Source organism: Pseudomonas sp. B21-017 (assembly GCF_024749245.1).
Classification (GTDB): domain Bacteria; phylum Pseudomonadota; class Gammaproteobacteria; order Pseudomonadales; family Pseudomonadaceae; genus Aquipseudomonas.
Genome location: NZ_CP087194.1, coordinates 242,772 through 261,574, shown reverse-complemented (window position 1 = coordinate 261,574; position 18,803 = coordinate 242,772). Strand labels below are relative to the sequence as shown.

Genomic DNA, 18,803 nt, shown 5'->3' with positions numbered 1-18,803 from the left:
CCGCTCAACCAGACTCGCGAAGGCCCTATTTCCGCGCCTGCGAGCCTGCTTTCACAATTTGTCAGGTGGTTTTATGGACAGCATCAACAGCCGCATCGCCGAGGAACTCGGCGTCCGCCCACAACAGGTCGAAGCGGCCGTCGCGCTACTCGATGAAGGCTCCACGGTGCCCTTCATCGCCCGCTACCGGAAAGAAGTGACCGGCAGCCTCGATGACACGCAACTGCGTCATCTGGAAGAGCGTCTGCGCTACCTGCGAGAACTCGACGAACGGCGTATCAGCATCCTCGCCAGCATCGAGGAGCAAGGCAAGCTGACCCCTGCACTTGAGCGCGACATCAAGCTCGCCGACACCAAGACCCGCCTCGAAGACTTGTACCTGCCGTACAAGCAGAAGCGCCGCACCAAGGGCCAGATTGCCCTGGAAGCCGGCCTCGGCGAACTGGCCGACGGCCTGTTCAACGATCCAACCCTGAACCCGGAAACCGAAGCGGCGCGCTTCATCGACGCCGAAAAAGGCGTGGCCGATGTGAAGGCCGCCCTCGAAGGCGCCAAGTACATCCTCATGGAGCGCTTCGCCGAAGACGCCGGTCTGCTGGACAAGCTGCGCAATTACCTCAAGCAGGAAGCCACCCTCAGTGCCCGCGTGATCGCCGGCAAGGAAGAGGAAGGCGCCAAGTTCCGCGACTACTTCGAACACGACGAACCGCTGAAAAGCATGCCGTCCCACCGCGCACTGGCGATTTTCCGTGGCCGCAACGAAGGCATTCTCAGCTCCGCGCTGAAAGTCGGTGACGAACTGCCGGGCACCATGCACCCGTGCGAAGGCATGATCGGCCAGCAATTCGGCATCCAGAACCAGAACCGCGCCGCCGACAAATGGCTGGGCGAAGTGGTGCGCTGGACCTGGAAGGTCAAGCTCTACACCCACCTGGAAACCGACCTGCTGGGCGAGCTGCGCGATGGCGCGGAAACCGAAGCGATCAACGTGTTCGCCCACAACCTGCACGACCTGCTGCTGGCCGCGCCGGCCGGCCCGCGTGCCACCCTGGGCCTCGATCCGGGCCTGCGCACCGGCTGCAAGGTGGCCGTGGTCGACGCCACCGGCAAGCTGCTGGACCACGCCACGGTTTACCCGCACGTGCCGCACAACAAGTGGGACCAGACCCTCGCCGTGCTCGCCGCCCTGTGCGCCAAGCATTCGGTGGACCTGATCGCCATCGGCAACGGCACCGCCAGCCGCGAAACCGACAAACTGGCGGCTGAACTGATCAAAAAATACCCAGCCATGAAGATGACCAAAGTCATGGTCTCCGAGGCCGGCGCATCGGTGTACTCGGCTTCGGAACTGGCTTCCAAGGAATTCCCGGACCTGGACGTGTCGATCCGTGGCGCGGTGTCCATCGCTCGTCGCTTGCAGGACCCGCTGGCCGAGCTGGTGAAAATCGATCCGAAATCCATCGGCGTTGGCCAATACCAGCACGACGTGTCGCAGCTGAAACTGGCGCGCGGCCTGGACGCAGTGGTCGAAGATTGCGTGAACGCCGTGGGCGTGGACGTGAATACCGCCTCCGTGGCGCTGCTGGCGCGCATCTCCGGCCTCAACGCGACCCTGGCGCAGAACATTGTTGCCCACCGCGACGAACACGGCGCGTTCAAAACCCGTGCGGCATTGAAGAAAGTCGCCCGCCTGGGTGAAAAAACCTTCGAACAGGCCGCCGGCTTCCTGCGCGTAATGAATGGCGACAACCCGCTGGATTCGTCGGCGGTTCACCCGGAAGCCTATCCGCTGGTGCAGCGTATTGCCGCTGAAACCGACCGCGACATTCGCTCGCTGATCGGCGACGCCGCGTTCCTCAAGCGCCTGGACCCGAAGAAGTACACCGACGAAACGTTCGGCCTGCCGACGGTCACCGACATTCTGCAAGAGCTGGAAAAACCTGGCCGTGACCCGCGTCCCGAGTTCAAGACCGCCGAGTTCCAGGACGGCGTCGAAGACCTCAAGGACCTGCAACTGGGCATGATCCTCGAAGGCGTGGTCACCAACGTGACCAACTTCGGTGCCTTCGTCGACATCGGCGTGCATCAGGACGGTCTGGTGCACATTTCCGCGCTGTCGGAGAAGTTCATCAAGGATCCACGCGAAGCGGTGAAGGCCGGTGATGTGGTCAAGGTGAAGGTCATGGAAGTCGATATCCCGCGCAAACGCGTCGGCCTGTCGATGCGCATGAGCGACACCCCGGGCGAGAAGATCGACGGTGCCCGTGGTGCACGTCCGGGGTCGGCTCCGCGCCAGTCCCAGAACACCGCGCCGCGCAAGGAAACCCCGGCAGCGGCTCCGACCAACAACGCCATGGCGTCGCTGTTTGCCAACGCCAAGCAGTTGAAGAAACGTTGATGGAGATCCCGGCCGGCTTGACCGAAAGCGCATTTTTCAAGCTGCTGGGGTGTCGCTTGCACAGCCTGGACACCGGGGTGGCGCAAGTCGCCCTGGCGCTGGAGCCACAGTTGCGCAATCGCGGCGGCAAGCTGCACGGCGGGGCTTTGTTCAGTCTGGTGGACATTGCCATGGGGCTGGCCTGCTCCAGCACCCACGGCTTTGACCAGCAAAGCGCGACCATCGAGTGCAAGATCAACTACATCCGCGCCGTCGCCGACGGTGAAGTGATGTGCACGGCCAGGGTGATCCACCCGGGCCGTCGCACGCTTGTCGTCGAGGCCGATGTGATGCAAGGCGACAAACTGGTCGCAAAAGCACAAGGCACGTTCGCTGTCCTGTAGCCCCCAATCATCAATTTGAGTTAATTTCGGCGCTGTGACTACAGCGTCGGAGTTTCCTTCGCTCGTGTCTGCCAGATTCAAGGATTGAAGTTGGCCTTTCAATACGGGCCTGTATGGCTCAAGAACCAGGCGAAAACGCCAGTTTCAACTTCACCCTTGTAGACCGTCTTGCCCACCCCCATATTGGGGCGACTGACGCGTGAAGGAATCCAACTTGAGCGAACTTCTCAACCGCCGCCTGGCTCTGCTCGGCGAGCGCGCTAACCTCTCTCTGCTCGAACAGTGCCTTCACGGCATCGAACGTGAATGCCTGCGCGTGACAGGCGAAGGGCGCCTGGCGCAAACGCCGCACCCCGAAGCATTGGGTTCCGCGTTGACCAACGAACAAATCACCACTGACTACTCCGAGTCGCTGCTGGAGTTCATCACGCCGGCCCTGCCAGACCCGGCGGATACGCTGGCGAGCCTGGACAAGATTCACCGGTTTGCCTACAGCAAACTCGGCGACGAGTACCTGTGGAGTCCGTCGATGCCGTGCCCGTTGCCGGCCGAGGAAGACATCCCGATCGCCTATTACGGCACCTCCAACATCGGTCAGCTCAAGTACGTCTATCGCAAGGGCCTGGCCCTGCGTTACGGCAAGACCATGCAGTGCATCGCCGGGATCCACTACAACTTTTCCCTGCCGGAAAAGCTCTGGCCGCTGCTCAAAGAGGCCGAAGGCTTTGTCGGCACCGACCGCGATTATCAGTCGTCAGCCTACATCGCGCTGATCCGCAACTTCCGTCGCTACAGCTGGCTGCTGATGTACCTGTTCGGCGCCTCGCCGGCGCTGGACGCCGGTTTCCTGCGCGGTCGCTCGCATCAACTGGAACAACTGGATCCGGACACCTTGTACCTGCCGTACGCCACCAGCCTGCGCATGAGCGATCTGGGTTACCAGAGCAACGCCCAGGCCGGCCTGACGCCGTGCTACAACGACCTGACCAGCTACACCGACAGCCTGCGCAAAGCGGTGGCTACGCCGTATCCAGCGTACGTCGAGGTGGGTACGCACAAGGACGGTGAATGGGTTCAGCTCAACACCAACATCCTGCAGATCGAAAACGAGTACTACTCCAACATCCGCCCCAAGCGCGTGACCTACACCGGCGAACGGCCGATTCAGGCGCTGGTGGCCCGTGGCATCCAGTACGTCGAAGTCCGCTGCCTGGACATCAACCCGTTCCTGCCGATGGGCATCGACCTCACCGAATCACGGTTCCTCGACGCATTCCTGCTGTACTGCGCGCTGAACGACAGCCCGCTGCTGACCAGTACCAGCTGCGGTAACGCAACGTCGAACTTCCTCAGCGTGGTCAAGGAAGGTCGTCGTCCGGGCCTGCAGCTGCAACGCGACGGGCAAGCGGTGGACATGAAGGAATGGGCCGGCGAATTGCTGGAGAAGATTGCACCATTGGCGGCGCTGCTGGATCAGAGCCATGGCGGCGATGCCCACAGCAAGGCGCTGGACGCCCAAATGGCCAAGGTCCAGGACTCGTCCCTGACGCCATCGGCCCAGGTGCTGGCAGCGATGGCCGAGCACAAGGAAAGCTTCGCCCAGTTCTCCTTGCGCCAAAGCCAGGCGCATGCGGAGTTTTTCCGCAGCGAGCCGCTTTCAGGCGAAGAACAGGCCAGGTTTGAAGAGTTGGCGCGTTCGTCGTTGGCTCAACAGGCTGAACTTGAACAGAACGAAGTCGGCGATTTCGATGTGTTTGTCGGGTCGTATCAGGCGAGCATTCTGGCGATCAGCAACTAAACTGCCAGAGCAGGTCCCCCTGTGGCGAGGGGGCTTGCCCCCGTTGGACTGCACAGCAGTCCCAAAAACGGCACGCGCAATATTTCGGATAAATCGAGTCGCCTGCATCACGACTGTGCGCAGCCGAACGGGGCAGTGGCGGCGTTCCGACAAGCCCCCTCGCCACAACAGTCTCCCTTAGAATTTTCCGCTCATATGCTAATTCTAAAAAGTTATTTATTTTAAGCTTCTTATATCATTTAGTCTCTTTTTCACGCCGACTCCCGGTCGTCTGAAAAGGAGCTTCCCCATGAAACTGATTTCCCCCCTTCGCCTCCTGGTGGCCGCGTCGTTGGCTGCGGCGAGCTTCCTGGCTCAGGCGGCAGACGTGACCGTCGCCTACCAGACCACCGTTGACCCGGCCAAAGTCGCCCAAGCCGACGGCGCCTACGAAAAAGCCACCAAAGCCAGTATCGACTGGCGCAAATTCGATAGCGGCGCCGACATCATCGCCGCCATCGCTTCCGGTGATGTGCAGATCGGCTATCTCGGCTCCAGCCCCCTGACGGCGGCAATCACCCGCAAAGTCCCGGTAGAAACCTTCCTCATCGCCACCCAGATCGGCGCCGCCGAAGCCTTGGTCGCGCGCGACGGGTCCGGGATCAAGACCCCGCAAGACCTGATCGGCAAGAAAGTCGCCGTACCGTTCGTGTCCACCGGCCACTACAGCCTGCTTGCAGCGCTGAAACACTGGAACATCGACCCGTCGAAAGTCACCGTGCTCAACCTCGCGCCGCCAGCGATCATCGCGGCATGGAAACGCGGTGACATCGACGCCACCTACGTGTGGGACCCGGCGCTCGGTGTGGCCAAGGAAAACGGCAAAGTGCTGATCACTTCCGGCGAACTGGCCAAGTTCGGCGCGCCGACCTTCGATGCCTGGATCGTGCGCAAGGACTTCGCCGAGAAGCATCCGGAGATCGTCACCGCATTCGCCAAAGTGACCCTCGATGCCTACGCCGACTACCGCAAGGATCCGCAAGCCTGGCTGGCCAACCAAAGCAACGTCGACAAACTGGTGAAACTCTCCGGTGCCAAGGCCAGCGATATTCCGCTGCTGCTGCAAGGCAACGTGTATCCGCTGGCGGCTGATCAGGTGATCACCCTCGGCGCGCCGACCACCAAGGCCATTACCGACACCGCGGCGTTCCTCAAGGAACAGGGCAAGGTCGAGGCTGTGCTGCCGGACTACGCGACGTACGTCAGCGCCAAGTACATCACCAACTGATCGGGAGTTAACCGCGATGGCTTTGCTACAGCTGGAGCGCATCAGCGCACAGTACCCCGGTGCAGCGGAACCTGTGCTGGCGGATATTTCCCTGAGCCTTGGGCCCCGGCAGTTGCTGGTCGCCCTCGGCCCTTCCGGCAGTGGCAAGACTTCGCTGTTGAACCTGATTGCCGGTTTCGTCGAGCCCAGCGCCGGGCGCATCACCCTTGACGGCGTGCCGGTCAAAGGCCCGAGCGCCGAGCGCGGCGTGGTGTTTCAGGACGACGCCCTGCTGCCTTGGCAGGACGTGCTGGCCAACGTCGGCTTCGGCCTGGAACTGGCCGGCGCCGCGCGGGAAAAACGTGAACAGCGCGCCCGGGAAATGCTCGCGCTGGTAGACCTTTCCGGTTTCGAAAACCGCCGCATCTGGCAACTCTCGGGCGGGCAGAAACAACGTGTCGGCCTGGCCCGCGCCCTCGCCGCCGACCCTCGGGTGTTGCTGATGGACGAACCCTTCGGCGCCCTGGATGCCTTCACCCGCGAACAGATGCAGGAGCTGCTGCTGCAAGTCTGGCAACGCACCGCCAAACCGGTGTTCCTGATTACCCACGATATTGAAGAAGCGGTGTTCCTCGCCACCGACCTGATTCTGCTGGCGCCGAATCCCGGGCAAATCGTCGAGCGCCTGAGCCTGGATTTTGGCCAACGTTACGCCGCAGGTGAATCGGCGCGCTCGATCAAGTCCGACCCGCGTTTTATCGAAACCCGCGAACACGTGCTCGCCAAAGTGTTCTCCCAACGCAGTGCCGTCCAGCGGCAGGAGCACGCATGAGCAGCTATGGAATTCCCGCCGCAACGGTAAAACCCGGTTCAAAGGTGAAGGGCTCGGCGGTGATCGCGCTACGCCGCCGTATCAGCACCCGCTGGATCAGCGTGCTGACACTGATCGCGCTGTTGGCGATCTGGTGGGCCGTCACCGCCACCGGTTTGATCGAACCACTGTTCCTGCCGCCCCCCTCCGCCGTGCTGCAAAAAGGCTGGTTGCTGGTGACCAGCGGTTACATGGATTCGACCTTGTGGCAGCACCTGGGCGCGAGCCTCAGCCGCATCGGTTTGGGCCTGGGCTTCGCGGTGCTGACCGCGGTGCCGATCGGCATTGCCATCGGCCACAACCGCATTGCTCGCGGCATTCTCGATCCGCTGATCGAGTTTTACCGCCCGATTCCGCCCCTGGCCTATTTGCCGCTGATCGTGATCTGGTGCGGCATCGGTGAGCTGTCGAAAGTGTTGCTGATCTACCTGGCGATCTTCGCCCCGATAGCCATCGCCACCGCCACCGGCGTGCGCACCGTCGACCCGGCGAAATTGCGCGCCGCGCAGTCGTTGGGTGCGACTCGGGCGCAGTTGATTCGCCATGTGATTCTGCCCAGTGCCTTGCCGGACATTTTGACCGGTGTGCGCATTGGCTTGGGCGTGGGTTGGTCGACGCTGGTGGCTGCCGAGTTGATCGCTGCCACCAGCGGTTTGGGCTTCATGGTGCAGTCGGCGGCGCAGTTCCTGGTCACTGATGTGGTGGTGCTGGGGATTCTGGTGATCGCGCTGATCGCCTTCGCCATGGAGATGGGCCTGCGCGCCCTGCAGCGCAAACTGGTGCCGTGGCATGGCCAGGCTCACTGAATATTCATGTGTCGACACCCCGGATTGAAGAGAACCACCATGAGCCACCTGACTATCGTCCCTTTAAGCTGCGCCCTCGGCGCGCAAATCAGCGGCGTCGACATCAGTCAGCCGCTGAACGCGGAACAACGCGCCGCCATCGAGCAGGCGCTGCTCAAGTATCAGGTGCTGTTCTTCCGTAACCAGCCGATCGAACCACAGCAACAGGCGCGATTCGCCGCTTATTTCGGCGACCTGCATATTCATCCGATCTACCCGAACGTGCCGGAACAACCGGAAGTGCTGATCCTCGACACCGCCGTCACCGACGTGCGGGACAACGCGATCTGGCACACCGATGTGACGTTCCTGCCGACCCCGGCGATGGGCGCGGTGCTCAGCGCCAAGTTGCTGCCGGAGTTTGGCGGCGACACCCTGTGGGCCAGCGGCATTGCGGCGTATGAAGCGTTGTCCGCGCCGATGAAAACCTTGCTCGAGGGGCTGACCGCCACTCACGATTTCACCCGCTCGTTTCCACTGGAGCGCTATGGCAACACGCCGGAGGCGCTGGCCCAGTGGGAAGAAGCCCGGCGCAAGAACCCGCCACTGTCACACCCGGTGATTCGTACACACCCGGTGAGCGGGCGCCGGTCGTTATTCGTCAATGAGGGCTTCACATCGAAGATCAATGAGTTGTCGGAAACCGAGAGCGAAGCAGTTCTGAAGTTCTTGTTCGCCCACACCACACGGCCGGACTTCACCATTCGCTGGCGCTGGCAAAAAAACGACATCGCGTTTTGGGATAACCGCGTGACCCAGCATTACGCGGTGGATGATTACCGCCCGGCACGGCGGGTGATGCAGCGGGCGACGGTGTTGGGGGATGTGCCGTTTTTTCGTTGAGCCGCCAGTTCCCGATCGTTCCCACGCTCTGCATGGGAACGAACAGTACTCAGTTACTCAGCCATCGAAGGCTTCTCCCACAGATTGATCCCGCCCTCCTGGGCAAATCGATCAATCTCCGCCAGTTCTTCCACGCTAAAACTCAGGTTCTTCAGCGCCCCGACGTTCTCGATGATCTGCTCCGGCCGGCTCGCGCCGATCAGCGCCGAGGTCACCCGTGGATCGCGCAGGGTCCAGGCCAACGCCAGTTGCGCCAGGCTCTGACCACGACGCTTGGCGATCTCATTGAGCGCCCGCACTTGGGCGATGTTGGCTTCGGACAGGTGAGAGGACTGCAATGAATCACCGCCCGGGCGATTGACCCGCGCATCCTTCGGAATGCCGTTGAGGTATTTGTCGGTCAACAGGCCCTGCGCCAACGGCGTGAAGGCGATCACGCCGGTACCGAGTTCGTCAGTGACATCCAGCAGGTCCTTTTCCACCCAGCGATTGAGCAGGTTGTAGGCCGGCTGGTGGATCAGCAGCGGGACTTTCCACTCCTTGAGCAACGCGGCCATTTCCCGGGTTTTCACCCCGGAGTAAGACGAGATGCCAATGTACAAGGCCTTGCCCTGTTGCACGGCGGTGGCCAGTGCGCTGGCAGTTTCTTCCAGCGGGGTGTCCGGGTCAAAACGGTGGGAATAGAAGATGTCCACGTAATCGAGGCCCAGGCGTTGCAGGCTCTGGTCGAGGCTGGCCAGCACATATTTACGCGACCCGCCGCCCTGGCCGTAAGGGCCGGGCCACATGTCCCAACCGGCCTTGCTGGAGATGATCAGCTCATCGCGGTACTGCTTGAAGTCTTCGCGCAGCAAACGACCGAAGTTGATCTCGGCGCTGCCGTACGGCGGGCCATAGTTGTTGGCCAGGTCGAAGTGGTTGATGCCCAGATCGAACGCCGTGCGCAGCAGCGAGCGCTGGGTGTCGATCGGCGTGCTGTCGCCGAAGTTGTGCCACAGGCCCAGCGACAGTGCCGGCAGCACCAGTCCGCTGCGACCTACGCGGCGGTAAGGGATGGAATCGTAGCGGTTTTCGGCAGCGGTGTAGGTCATCGAATCCTCTCTTGTGGGTCTTGAATGGGGTATCGACTGCTTTGCAAGCTGCCCAGCATACGCCCAGACAAACGCCAGGAAACCCCGGATTCGACTAATTGCTGAAACGTTTCATAGATTATGAAAAACTGAGTTCCCCCATAGAGTCGATATCCACGCCCAACACTTACGCCGACAACTCACGTAGCGCGGCAGCCGCCAAAAAGCCAGACCTTGAGCTATATCGCTGATCTCGTCTGACCGTCTGATCGATACGCTCAAGCAACTGCTCAGGAAGCGTGGCATTGAAGCGCACCGACTTGCCGAAATAGGGTGTGATATCGAATTCGACCACACCCCACACACCGCCAGCGTAATCAGGGTTATCAAGATGAGCGTCAATTTCACGCACCTGCGGAAGTGGATCACCATCGGCGACCAGACCTTCGTAGTGCAAAGCCAACGCTTCTTTCACGTTTTCAAATGCCTGCGCCACTGTAGCGCCTGCGGAGAAGCATCCCGGCACGTCCGGGATAATCACTCCGTATTCTGAGTCGGCATCCTTGTGCAGAACGACCGGGAATTTCATTTCGATGAGTCCTTCCTGTGATGTGGCCCCTTCGAGGCTTTCGTTTCCGATGTCGGGCCTCATTTCAGACCCGCCTGTTTCAATATGCTGTTGATCGTGCCTTTTGGAAGATCCGAATCAGGGTGTTTTATCGTCACCCTGCCTGACTTACACGGGTGCTTGTACTGATGATGGCTACCTTTCACGGCCACCAGATACCAACCATCCTCCTCGATCATCCTGATCATTTCCCGACTTCGCATCACCTTCGTCCTTGTGGGCAGCATCTGCTGAGCACATTACGCGATGATCACACCTTCAATACACACGATACACACTCTGATAAATATTAGCCGAACACAAGCAGGCCAGATTGCTCGCAGACCATCGGTTACCGGGCACCCGCAAACACCTCCCCCAACCAATCCACAAACACCCGAACCCGTGGCGACATGTGTCGGTTATGCGGATACAACACCGAAACCGGCATCGACGGCGGCGGTGTGTCGGTGAGGATTTCCTGCACCAACCCTTGGCCAATCTGCGTTTCCATTCGGTAATGCGGGCACTGAATCAGCCCCAATCCGGCAATTGCCGAGGCCGCATAAATCTCCGCGCCGAACACCGACAACGCGCCATCGATGGCCACTTCTTTCAGCTCGCCATCCACCATGAACTCGAATGGAAACAGCTTGGCCGTGGTGCGCGAAACGTAGTTCACCGCGCGGTGGTTTTTCAGGTCTTCGAGGTTTTTCGGTTCGCCGTACTTACGCAAGTATGCCGGGCTGGCGCAGGTGATCTGGCGCAGGTTGGCGACACGTTTACCGATCAGCGCCGAATCGCCCAAGGTGCCGGCGCGCAACACGCAATCAACGCCTTCGGCGATCAGGTCGACGAAGCGGTCGGCTTCGCTGATGGACAGTTCGATGTCCGGGTAGCGCGCCATGAATTGCGGCAACGCCGGGATTACAAAGTGTTTGGCCAACGTGCCATGCAGATCCACCCGTAATCGGCCTTTCGGCGCAACGCCGCGAAATGCCAGTTCGGCTTCTTCCAGTTCTGCCAACAACTGCACGCAACGCAAGTAGTACGCCTCGCCATCCAGCGTAGGACGGACCTTGCGCGTGCTGCGCTCCAGTAAACGGGTGCCGAGCCAGGCTTCGAACTGATTCAGCGTATGGGTCAGGGTGGCACGCGGCAGGTTCAGGTCATCGGCCGCCAGCGTGAAGCTGCTGCGCTCGTAGATCCGCACGAAAACCTTCATCGCCTTGACTTGATCCATACGGCGCTCCTGACGATCGATTGTTGGCGATTATTGAACAGTAAAGGCAACTCTCGTGCATCTATCACCCTGAGTAAACATGTGAATCTGGCTCCACACCCCAGCCACTCCAAGGAATCAACGCCATGACTACTCAAACTTCGAAAGTTGCCATCGTGACCGGCGCCTCCCGCGGCATTGGTGCCGTGATCGCCCAGCAACTGGCCGCCCAGGGTTTCGCCGTCGCCATCAACTACGCTAACAGCGCCACCGTGGCGTCGGCACTGGTGGTAAAACTGCGTCAGGCCGGTCACCGGGCCATAGCGATCAAGGCTGATGTGGCCAACGCCGACGATGTACGCCGGCTGTTCGACGAAGCCGAAACCCAACTGGGCAAGGTCGACGTGCTGGTCAATAACGCCGGCATCCTCAAAGTGCTGCCGCTGGCGCAACACAGCGACGAACTGTTCGACCAGAACTTCAACATCCACGCTCGCGGCACTTTCAACACTCTGCGTGAAGCGGCAACGCGCCTGAACAGTGGTGGCCGGATCATCAACTTCTCCAGCAGCACCGTCGGCATGAACCTGCCGGGCTATGCGGTGTACATCGCCAGCAAGGCGGCAGTGGAATCCCTGACCCAAGTGTTCGCCAAGGAAATGCGCGGTCGCAACATCACCGTCAACGCCGTGGCCCCGGGCCCGGTCGCCACCGACCTGTTCCTGCACGGCAAGAGCGAAGAACAGATCCAGACCTTCGCCAAGATGCCACCGCTGGAACGCCTGGCTCAGCCAGAAGACATCTCCCGCGTCGTGTCCTTCCTGGTCGGCCCGGATTCGGCCTGGGTCAACGGGCAAATCCTGCGCGTTAACGGCGGGTTGGTTTAACTATGCTCGATGTATTGGGCTGAATCCGTAAGGCAGCACACATCTGAAGGACGGAACGCATCATGCACACCACGATCATCATCTTCTTCGGCCTGATCCTGCTGGCACTGATGCTGTTCATCGGCGAGAAAATCGGTTTCTCTCGTCAGACCCTGGCCTACAGCTTTGTCGTGCTGTGGCTGGCGTTGACCTTGATCAACGGCGCAGTCGGAATGGTCAACGCTGGCCAACCGTTGAGCGCGGAACTGGTGGTGGGCAGCGCGGTGTTCGGCGTACCGGTGGCGGCACTGGTGCTGTTCATGGTGTTGAGCAGCGAGACCTGAGCGCCACCGGTCGATCAACGCACCAAATGCAAAAACTGCATGTGCCGTTCGTACTGGTCGAGGATGTCGTTGATCACCTGATCCTTGGTGTAACCCACCAGATCGTAGTCCTGACTGCCCTCGCGCAAATGCACTTCGGCACGGTGGTAGCGACGGTTGTTGAGTTGCTTGGAACCCATGCCGCCACGGGCGAAGGACGGTGTGAAGTAGCCGCGCATTTGCACCTGATAGATGAACGGATGCAGTTCGCCGTGACCGATTTCCAGGCTAACGTTGTCGTTGGCCGGGTCGGGCTGAGTGACCACGTGCAACCCCTTCTCGACAAACACGGCGGTCACTTCCTCGATCGCCGGGCGCACCGTCGTATCAAGGAAGCGATAGACCTCATCCCGAGACGGAAAATGCACCGCCTGACTCAAGCGCTGACGCCATCCACCGCGTCGCGAACCGGACACCGGCGCCAGGGAATGCAATTGCGCGATCTGCTTCTGCGACTCCAGATAAAACGCCTTGTGCAGGCCCCACATCATCAGCAGCAAAATCATCGAGAACGGTAACGAGGTCAGCACCACCGCCGACTTCAAGGCATCAATGCTGCCGGAGAACAGCAGTGCGCTGGTCACCAGTGCCGTCATCGCGCCCCAGAACACTCGCAGCCATTTCGGCCCGTCCTCATCGGGATTGCCACCCTTGGCGGACAAGGTCGACAACACCACGGTGCCGGAGTCGGCGGAGGTGACGAAGAACACAAAGCTGATGAACACCGTGACCGCGATCACGGTTTTGCTCCACGGGTAGGTCTCCAGCAACAGGTAAAGCGTCATCGACGGGTTGTCGATGGCCGACATGCCGAGCGCGCTCATGCCGTGATTGAGAACTTGATCGATGGCGCTGTTGCCGAAGATCGACATCCACGCCAGGGTGAAACCGAGCGGGATCAACAGCACGCCGAAGACGAATTCGCGGATGGTCCTGCCACGGGAAATCCGCGCGATGAACAGGCCCACGAACGGCGACCATGCAATCCACCAGGCCCAGTAGAACACCGTCCAGCCGCCCAGCCAGTCGCTGGGTTTGTCATAGGCGTAGAGGTCGAAACTCTTCATCGGCAAAGCGCCGAGGTAATCGCCAAGGTTCTGGATCAGGGTATTGAGCAAGTGCTGGGTAGGACCGGCGAACAACACGAACAGCAGCAGCGCACAGGCCAGCAGCATGTTGATGTCGGACATCACCCGCACGCCTTTATCGACGCCAGACACCGCGACGATGATCGCCGCGCCCATCATCAGCGTGATCAGGCCGACCTGAATCCACTGGGTGTGGGCGATGCCGAACAGGTAGTCCAGGCCGGAGTTGAGGTGCAATACGCCAAAGCCCATGTCGGCACCGAGGCCGAACACAGTGGCGATGATGCCGAAGCCGTCCACCGCGTAACCGATGGGCCCGTTGATGCGCTTGCCGATCAGCGGGTACAGCGCCGAACGCAGGGCCAGCGGCAGGTTATGCCGATAGGCGAAATAGGCCAGCGCCATGCCGACGAAGGCGAACACGCCCCAGCCGTGCAGGCCCCAGTGCAGAAACAGAATCTGCATCGCCTGACGCGCCGCCTCCGCCGTACCGGCCTCGCCTTGCGGTGGTTGCACCAAATGCGTAAGTGGTTCGGACACGCAAAAGAAAAACAGCGTGATGCTGATCCCGGCGGCGAACAGCATGCCGGCCCAGGACAAGTAACTGAATTCGGGCTCGTCGTGGTCGGCACCGAGCTTGATCTTGCCGTAGCCGGACAAGGCGGTGACCACCACGAAGACCAGATACAGCGTCATCGCGAGCATGTAGTACCAGCCGACCGTATTGGCCGCCCAGTTTTGCGCTTGCAACAGCCAGGCACCGGCCTGTTCGGGGATCGCCATGACCACGACGGCGAACAACAAAATGAAGGTCGCCGCGAAATAAAACACCGGCGGATTCATGCGGACCTGGCCGCTTGCGGGGATGGACGATGCACTCACGAAAGGTGCACCTCGAGGGGGAAAAACGTGGCTGTAAAAATCGGACTCAGCAAAGGCAAGCCTCCTGTTGTGAGCGGGCGGCGAACCACCGGTTTAACTTGAATGAACGTTCAAGTTAAACATGAATAGGGTGCTAAGGACTAATCGCAGGGCTCGGCGGTAGCTTTTCTGCGCGAGTGCAAGGAAGGGTATGACGCGGGGTTTACGGGATTTGTTCTGTGGAAAATTAGCTGGATGCCATTATCTCGGTTTGGCTTGAAACCATTCGCGGGCAAGCCTCGCTCCTACAGATTTTGTGTCGGTCGCCAAGTCCCCGATCGACACTGATTCTGTAGGAGCGAGGCTTGCCCGCGAAGACTGCATGTCAGTCAGCAAATATCAGGGAGCCTTACTTCTGCGTCCCGTCATCATGCTGCAGATTCGCCTGGGTCAGGTTGCACCCCGCTGGCACGCTGCGGGTCAGCCAGACGTTGCCACCAATCGTCGAGCCCTTGCCGATGGTGATCCGTCCCAGAATCGTCGCGCCGGCATAGATCACCACGTCGTCCTCGACAATCGGATGCCGCGGATGGCCCTTCTGCAACTGGCCGTCTTCGTCCGCCGGGAAGCGCTTGGCGCCCAACGTCACGGCCTGATAAATCCGCACCCGCTCACCAATGATCGCGGTTTCGCCGATCACCACACCCGTACCGTGGTCGATGAAGAAACTGCGACCGATCTGCGCGCCAGGATGGATGTCGATACCGGTGGCCGAGTGGGCGATTTCCGCGCTGATCCGCGCCAGCAACGGCAACCCGGCGCGGTACAAATGGTGGGCCAGGCGATGGTGAATCACCGCCAGGATTCCCGGGTAGCACAGCAACACTTCATCGACACTGCGAGCCGCCGGATCGCCGTGATAGGCCGCCAGCACGTCGGTGTCCAACAGGCTGCGCAATTCCGGCAGAGCGAGGGCGAAGTCCTGAATGATCCGGATGGCCTTGGCTTCGACTTCAGAATCGACCCCGGCACTGTGGCGAGCGACGTAACGCAATTCGAGCCGCGCCTGAGCCAGCAATGCATTCAACGCCACGTCGAGCGTGTGGCCGACGTAGAAGTCCTCACTCTCCTCGCGCAAATCCACCGGCCCCAGACGCATCGGAAACAACGCACCGCACAAGGCTTCGAGAATGTCCGCCATGGCCGCTCGGGACGGCAACTCGCGACCGCCCTGCTCGGTGCTGGCGCGGCCGTTTTGTGCGCGCCACTGGTCGCGCGCCGTACGCAGTTGGCTGACGATGGTCTGCAATTGCCAATGGCTGGAACGCTCGCTCACGGTAAAAACTCCTCACGGGCGGCCGGACTGTCTGGCCGCGCTGACGGCGATTACTTTACGGCAACGACTTGCAGCCGAATTAAGAACCAATAGTGCTGTTAACAATACTTTTGGCTATAAGCGATTGGCAGTTGCCCCACTAAATACCCGTGCCTATAGTCCTGACATCTTCCTCCGCCAGTACGGACCCATGATCAAACAACAGCTTGCCCGTTTTAACCGCCTCGACCTGCTCGGTCACCCTACCCCCCTGGAAAAACTCGAACGCCTGTCGACCTGGCTGGGCCGCGATGTGTACGTCAAACGCGATGACCTGACGCCATTGGCACTGGGCGGCAACAAGCTGCGCAAACTCGAATACCTCGCCGCCGATGCCCTGGCCCAGGGCGCCGATACGCTGATCACCGCTGGCGCGATCCAGTCCAACCACGTACGCCAAACCGCCGCCATTGCGGCCAAGCTTGGCCTGGGCTGCGTGGCGCTGCTGGAGAACCCGCTCGGCACTGACGATAGCAACTACCTCGGCAATGGCAATCGGCTGTTGCTGGACCTGTTCGATGCCAAGGTCGAACTGGTGGAAAACCTCGACAACGCTGACGAGCAATTGCAAGCGCTGGCCGCACGTCTGCGCAGCAACGGCAAGAAACCCTATCTGGTGCCGATTGGTGGCTCCAATGCGGTGGGCGCTTTGGGTTATGTCCGTGCGGGTCTGGAACTGGCCGAGCAGATCAAGGACACCGGGCTGCAATTCGCCGCCGTAGTCCTGGCTTCCGGCAGTGCCGGCACCCATAGCGGCCTGGCGCTGGCATTGAGCGAAGTACTGCCGGATTTGCCAGTCATCGGCGTGACCGTTTCCCGTAGCGATGAAGCTCAACGACCGAAAGTCCAGGGCCTCGCCGAACGCACTGCCGAGCTGTTAGGCGTGGGCCTGCCGGCGAGTTTCAAAGTCGAACTGTGGGACGAATATTTCGGCCCGCGTTATGGCGAGCCGAATGCCGGGACGCTGGCGGCGGTGAAGCTGTTGGCGAGCCAGGAAGGATTGTTGCTGGACCCGGTGTATACCGGCAAGGCCATGGCTGGTTTGCTCGACGGCATCGGGCGCCAGCGCTTCGATGCGGGCCCGATCATCTTCCTGCACACCGGTGGAGCGCCGGCGTTGTTTGCCTACAAAGACTTTTTATAGCCGATAGTCCTGTGGCGAGGGGGCTTGCCCCCGTTGGGTCGCGCAGCGGCCCCTTGTGTCCGGCAGTCATATCGAGTCAGCAGACATTACGACTGCTTCGCAGCCGAACGGGGGCAAGCCCCCTCGCCACAGGAATGCACCCCTCAAATATTCATTTAAAGAATAACAAACTTAATATTTATTATTTTCCAATCTAAAAATCCCATCATATAGTCGCGCCGCAGGCGAATTTGCAGCGAGACGCATAAGCTGCTTTAGGGCAGGATATCGCAGTCGTTCAAATCCCGAATTTGCCAACTTTCCTTAAGCGTCTTCCATAAGAAAACACAGGGGCTTGTCATGAATTTTTCCGCACTACGTAGAAATCTGCTGGTGGGCTCGTTGGGCCTGGCGCTGAGCGCCGGCCTGCTCGGGCAAGCGGTTGCCGGAGAGCAACTGCAAAAGATCAAGGACGCGGGCGTGATCAACGTCGGCCTGGAAGGCACTTATCCACCGTTCAGCTTCGTCGACGAGGCCGGCAAACTGAGCGGCTTCGAAGTCGAGTTCTCCGAAGCCTTGGCCAAAGAGCTGGGCGTGAAGGTCAAACTGCAGCCGACCAAATGGGAAGGCATCCTCGCGGCCCTGGAATCCAAGCGTCTGGACGCGGTGATCAACCAGGTGACCATCACCGAAGAGCGCAAGAAGAAGTACGACTTCTCCGAGCCGTACACCGTTTCCGGGATTCAGGCGCTGACCCTGACCAAAAACAAAGACACCATCAAGACCGCCGCCGATCTGGCCGGCAAGAAAGTCGGCGTAGGCCTGGGCACCAACTACGAGCAGTGGGTGAAAGAGAATGTGCCTAAGGCTGACGTCCGCACCTACGAAGATGACCCGAGCAAGTTCCAGGATCTGCGCGTCGGCCGCATCGACGCCATTCTGATCGACCGCCTGGCCGCGCTGGAATACGCCAGGAAGGCCAAGGACACTGCCGCTGCCGGCGAAGCGTTCTCCCGCCAGGAAGCCGGTATTGCCCTGCGCAAAGGCGAGCCTGAACTGCTGGCCGCGGTGAACAAAGCCATCGACAAGCTGCGTGCCGACGGTACGCTGAAAAAGCTTTCGGAAAAATACTTCAGCGCTGACGTCACTCAATAATGGGAGAAGCTTTCCAACTCGCGCTGGACTCCGCGCCCTTCCTGCTCAAGGGCGCGTATTACACGGTCATCCTGAGCCTGGGCGGAATGTTCTTCGGCCTGCTGATGGGCTTCGGCCTGGCGTTGATGCGCCTGTCGCGCTTCAAACTGGTGAGCTGGATTTCCCGCATCTACGTGTCGTTCTTTCGCGGCACGCCGTTGCTGGTGCAACTGTTCGTGATCTATTACGGCTTGCCGCAATTGGGTATCGAACTTGATCCGCTGCCGGCAGCCCTGATCGGCTTCTCGCTGAACATGGCGGCCTACGCCTGCGAAATCCTGCGTGCCGCGATCAGCTCCATCGAGCGCGGCCAATGGGAAGCTGCGGCCAGTATCGGCATGACCCGCGCGCAAACCCTGCGCCGGGCCATTCTGCCGCAAGCGATGCGCACGGCCCTGCCACCGTTGGGCAACAGCTTCATCTCGCTGGTCAAGGACACCGCGCTGGCGGCCACCATTCAGGTGCCGGAGCTGTTCCGCCAGGCGCAGCTGATCACCGCCCGTACCTTCGAAATTTTCACCATGTATCTTGCCGCCGCGCTGATCTACTGGGTTCTGGCCACGGTGCTTTCGCACCTGCAGAACAAGTTGGAAGAGCGGGTCAATCGGCACGACCAGGAGTCCTGACCCA

At 60.5% G+C, this 18,803-nt stretch carries 18 protein-coding genes; 12 read left to right on the top strand and 6 right to left on the bottom strand.

Going from position 1 to position 18,803, the window contains the following annotated elements:
* The first annotated feature begins 73 nt into the window (after positions 1-73).
* The 7 genes from LOY28_RS01130 to tauD all read left to right on the top strand — a co-directional run bounded on the left by LOY28_RS01130 (position 74) and on the right by tauD (position 8,384).
* Positions 74-2,398 (top strand): Tex family protein, encoded by a 2,325-nt coding sequence (locus tag LOY28_RS01130; protein ID WP_018929319.1) that lies wholly within the window; start codon positions 74-76, stop codon positions 2,396-2,398.
* On the top strand, positions 2,398-2,781 hold the full coding sequence (locus tag LOY28_RS01125) for a PaaI family thioesterase (protein WP_018929320.1): 384 nt from the start codon (positions 2,398-2,400) through the stop codon (positions 2,779-2,781). Before LOY28_RS01130 ends, LOY28_RS01125 begins: the two co-directional genes overlap by 1 nt.
* 214 nt (positions 2,782-2,995) lie before the next feature.
* On the top strand, positions 2,996-4,579 hold the full coding sequence (gene gshA / locus LOY28_RS01120; protein WP_064615825.1) for a glutamate--cysteine ligase: 1,584 nt from the start codon (positions 2,996-2,998) through the stop codon (positions 4,577-4,579).
* A 289-nt stretch (positions 4,580-4,868) separates the two neighbouring features.
* A complete protein-coding gene (gene tauA, locus LOY28_RS01115) occupies positions 4,869-5,846 on the top strand; it encodes a taurine ABC transporter substrate-binding protein (protein ID WP_258612952.1) in 978 nt (325 codons plus the stop codon).
* 16 nt (positions 5,847-5,862) lie between these two features.
* Positions 5,863-6,657: a taurine ABC transporter ATP-binding subunit gene (gene tauB, locus LOY28_RS01110; protein WP_018929323.1), complete on the top strand. Its 795-nt coding sequence runs from the start codon at positions 5,863-5,865 to the stop codon at positions 6,655-6,657.
* Positions 6,654-7,502, top strand: coding sequence for a taurine ABC transporter permease TauC (tauC, locus tag LOY28_RS01105; protein WP_018929324.1), 849 nt, complete (start codon positions 6,654-6,656; stop codon positions 7,500-7,502). The genes tauB and tauC overlap by 4 nt, the downstream gene beginning before the upstream one ends.
* 39 nt (positions 7,503-7,541) lie before the next feature.
* A complete protein-coding gene (gene tauD, locus LOY28_RS01100; protein ID WP_258612951.1) occupies positions 7,542-8,384 on the top strand; it encodes a taurine dioxygenase in 843 nt (280 codons plus the stop codon).
* 53 nt (positions 8,385-8,437) lie between these two features.
* On the opposite strand, the gene mgrA is transcribed toward tauD, so the two are convergent.
* The 4 genes from mgrA to LOY28_RS01080 all read right to left on the bottom strand — a co-directional run bounded on the left by mgrA (position 8,438) and on the right by LOY28_RS01080 (position 11,304).
* On the bottom strand, positions 8,438-9,475 hold the full coding sequence (mgrA, locus tag LOY28_RS01095) for an L-glyceraldehyde 3-phosphate reductase (protein ID WP_018929326.1): 1,038 nt from the start codon (positions 9,473-9,475) through the stop codon (positions 8,438-8,440).
* 166 nt (positions 9,476-9,641) lie between these two features.
* Positions 9,642-10,106, bottom strand: coding sequence for a type II toxin-antitoxin system HicB family antitoxin (locus LOY28_RS01090; RefSeq protein ID WP_008005174.1), 465 nt, complete (start codon positions 10,104-10,106; stop codon positions 9,642-9,644).
* On the bottom strand, positions 10,103-10,285 hold the full coding sequence (locus LOY28_RS01085) for a type II toxin-antitoxin system HicA family toxin (RefSeq protein WP_018929327.1): 183 nt from the start codon (positions 10,283-10,285) through the stop codon (positions 10,103-10,105). The genes LOY28_RS01090 and LOY28_RS01085 overlap by 4 nt, the downstream gene beginning before the upstream one ends.
* Positions 10,286-10,413: 128 nt before the next feature.
* Positions 10,414-11,304 (bottom strand): LysR family transcriptional regulator, encoded by an 891-nt coding sequence (locus tag LOY28_RS01080; RefSeq protein WP_018929328.1) that lies wholly within the window; start codon positions 11,302-11,304, stop codon positions 10,414-10,416.
* A 125-nt stretch (positions 11,305-11,429) separates the two neighbouring features.
* Between LOY28_RS01080 and LOY28_RS01075 the strand changes: the two genes are divergently transcribed.
* Positions 11,430-12,170 (top strand): SDR family oxidoreductase, encoded by a 741-nt coding sequence (locus LOY28_RS01075; protein WP_019651514.1) that lies wholly within the window; start codon positions 11,430-11,432, stop codon positions 12,168-12,170.
* Positions 12,171-12,232: 62 nt separating this feature from the next.
* Positions 12,233-12,493, top strand: coding sequence for a hypothetical protein (locus LOY28_RS01070; RefSeq protein ID WP_018929330.1), 261 nt, complete (start codon positions 12,233-12,235; stop codon positions 12,491-12,493).
* A 14-nt stretch (positions 12,494-12,507) separates the two neighbouring features.
* Here LOY28_RS01070 and betT read toward each other — a convergent pair whose 3' ends face one another.
* Both betT and epsC read right to left on the bottom strand, forming a co-directional pair.
* On the bottom strand, positions 12,508-14,463 hold the full coding sequence (gene betT, locus LOY28_RS01065) for a choline transporter BetT (protein WP_204124005.1): 1,956 nt from the start codon (positions 14,461-14,463) through the stop codon (positions 12,508-12,510).
* 427 nt (positions 14,464-14,890) lie between these two features.
* Positions 14,891-15,817 carry a serine O-acetyltransferase EpsC gene (gene epsC / locus LOY28_RS01060; RefSeq protein ID WP_018929332.1) on the bottom strand — a complete coding sequence of 309 codons (927 nt, stop codon included), beginning with the start codon at positions 15,815-15,817 and terminating at the stop codon, positions 14,891-14,893.
* 190 nt (positions 15,818-16,007) lie between these two features.
* Between epsC and LOY28_RS01055 the strand changes: the two genes are divergently transcribed.
* The 3 genes from LOY28_RS01055 (at position 16,008) to tcyL (ending at position 18,799) form a co-directional block, all read left to right on the top strand.
* The gene (locus LOY28_RS01055; protein ID WP_018929333.1) at positions 16,008-17,000 is read left to right on the top strand and encodes a D-cysteine desulfhydrase; all 993 of its coding nucleotides are present in this window, start codon (positions 16,008-16,010) and stop codon (positions 16,998-17,000) included.
* 339 nt (positions 17,001-17,339) lie between these two features.
* Complete coding sequence (tcyJ, locus tag LOY28_RS01050; protein WP_019581730.1) at positions 17,340-18,134, top strand: cystine ABC transporter substrate-binding protein; 795 nt, start codon at positions 17,340-17,342, stop codon at positions 18,132-18,134.
* On the top strand, positions 18,134-18,799 hold the full coding sequence (gene tcyL, locus LOY28_RS01045; protein WP_007939566.1) for a cystine ABC transporter permease: 666 nt from the start codon (positions 18,134-18,136) through the stop codon (positions 18,797-18,799). The genes tcyJ and tcyL overlap by 1 nt, the downstream gene beginning before the upstream one ends.
* Positions 18,800-18,803: the final 4 nt, after the last annotated feature.

What these genes read in the sequence shown, in the direction of transcription:
- LOY28_RS01130 (WP_018929319.1), top strand. Translation starts at nt 74, where the DNA reads ATGGACAGCATCAACAGCCGCATCGCCGAGGAACTCGGCGTCCGCCCA.
- LOY28_RS01125 (WP_018929320.1), top strand. Translation starts at nt 2,398, where the DNA reads ATGGAGATCCCGGCCGGCTTGACCGAAAGCGCATTTTTCAAGCTGCTG.
- tauA (WP_258612952.1), top strand. Translation starts at nt 4,869, where the DNA reads ATGAAACTGATTTCCCCCCTTCGCCTCCTGGTGGCCGCGTCGTTGGCT.
- tauB (WP_018929323.1), top strand. Translation starts at nt 5,863, where the DNA reads ATGGCTTTGCTACAGCTGGAGCGCATCAGCGCACAGTACCCCGGTGCA.
- tauC (WP_018929324.1), top strand. Translation starts at nt 6,654, where the DNA reads ATGAGCAGCTATGGAATTCCCGCCGCAACGGTAAAACCCGGTTCAAAG.
- tauD (WP_258612951.1), top strand. Translation starts at nt 7,542, where the DNA reads ATGAGCCACCTGACTATCGTCCCTTTAAGCTGCGCCCTCGGCGCGCAA.
- mgrA (WP_018929326.1), bottom strand. Translation starts at nt 9,475, where the DNA reads ATGACCTACACCGCTGCCGAAAACCGCTACGATTCCATCCCTTACCGC.
- LOY28_RS01090 (WP_008005174.1), bottom strand. Translation starts at nt 10,106, where the DNA reads ATGAGGCCCGACATCGGAAACGAAAGCCTCGAAGGGGCCACATCACAG.
- LOY28_RS01085 (WP_018929327.1), bottom strand. Translation starts at nt 10,285, where the DNA reads ATGCGAAGTCGGGAAATGATCAGGATGATCGAGGAGGATGGTTGGTAT.
- LOY28_RS01080 (WP_018929328.1), bottom strand. Translation starts at nt 11,304, where the DNA reads ATGGATCAAGTCAAGGCGATGAAGGTTTTCGTGCGGATCTACGAGCGC.
- LOY28_RS01075 (WP_019651514.1), top strand. Translation starts at nt 11,430, where the DNA reads ATGACTACTCAAACTTCGAAAGTTGCCATCGTGACCGGCGCCTCCCGC.
- LOY28_RS01070 (WP_018929330.1), top strand. Translation starts at nt 12,233, where the DNA reads ATGCACACCACGATCATCATCTTCTTCGGCCTGATCCTGCTGGCACTG.
- betT (WP_204124005.1), bottom strand. Translation starts at nt 14,463, where the DNA reads ATGAATCCGCCGGTGTTTTATTTCGCGGCGACCTTCATTTTGTTGTTC.
- LOY28_RS01055 (WP_018929333.1), top strand. Translation starts at nt 16,008, where the DNA reads ATGATCAAACAACAGCTTGCCCGTTTTAACCGCCTCGACCTGCTCGGT.
- tcyJ (WP_019581730.1), top strand. Translation starts at nt 17,340, where the DNA reads ATGAATTTTTCCGCACTACGTAGAAATCTGCTGGTGGGCTCGTTGGGC.
- tcyL (WP_007939566.1), top strand. Translation starts at nt 18,134, where the DNA reads ATGGGAGAAGCTTTCCAACTCGCGCTGGACTCCGCGCCCTTCCTGCTC.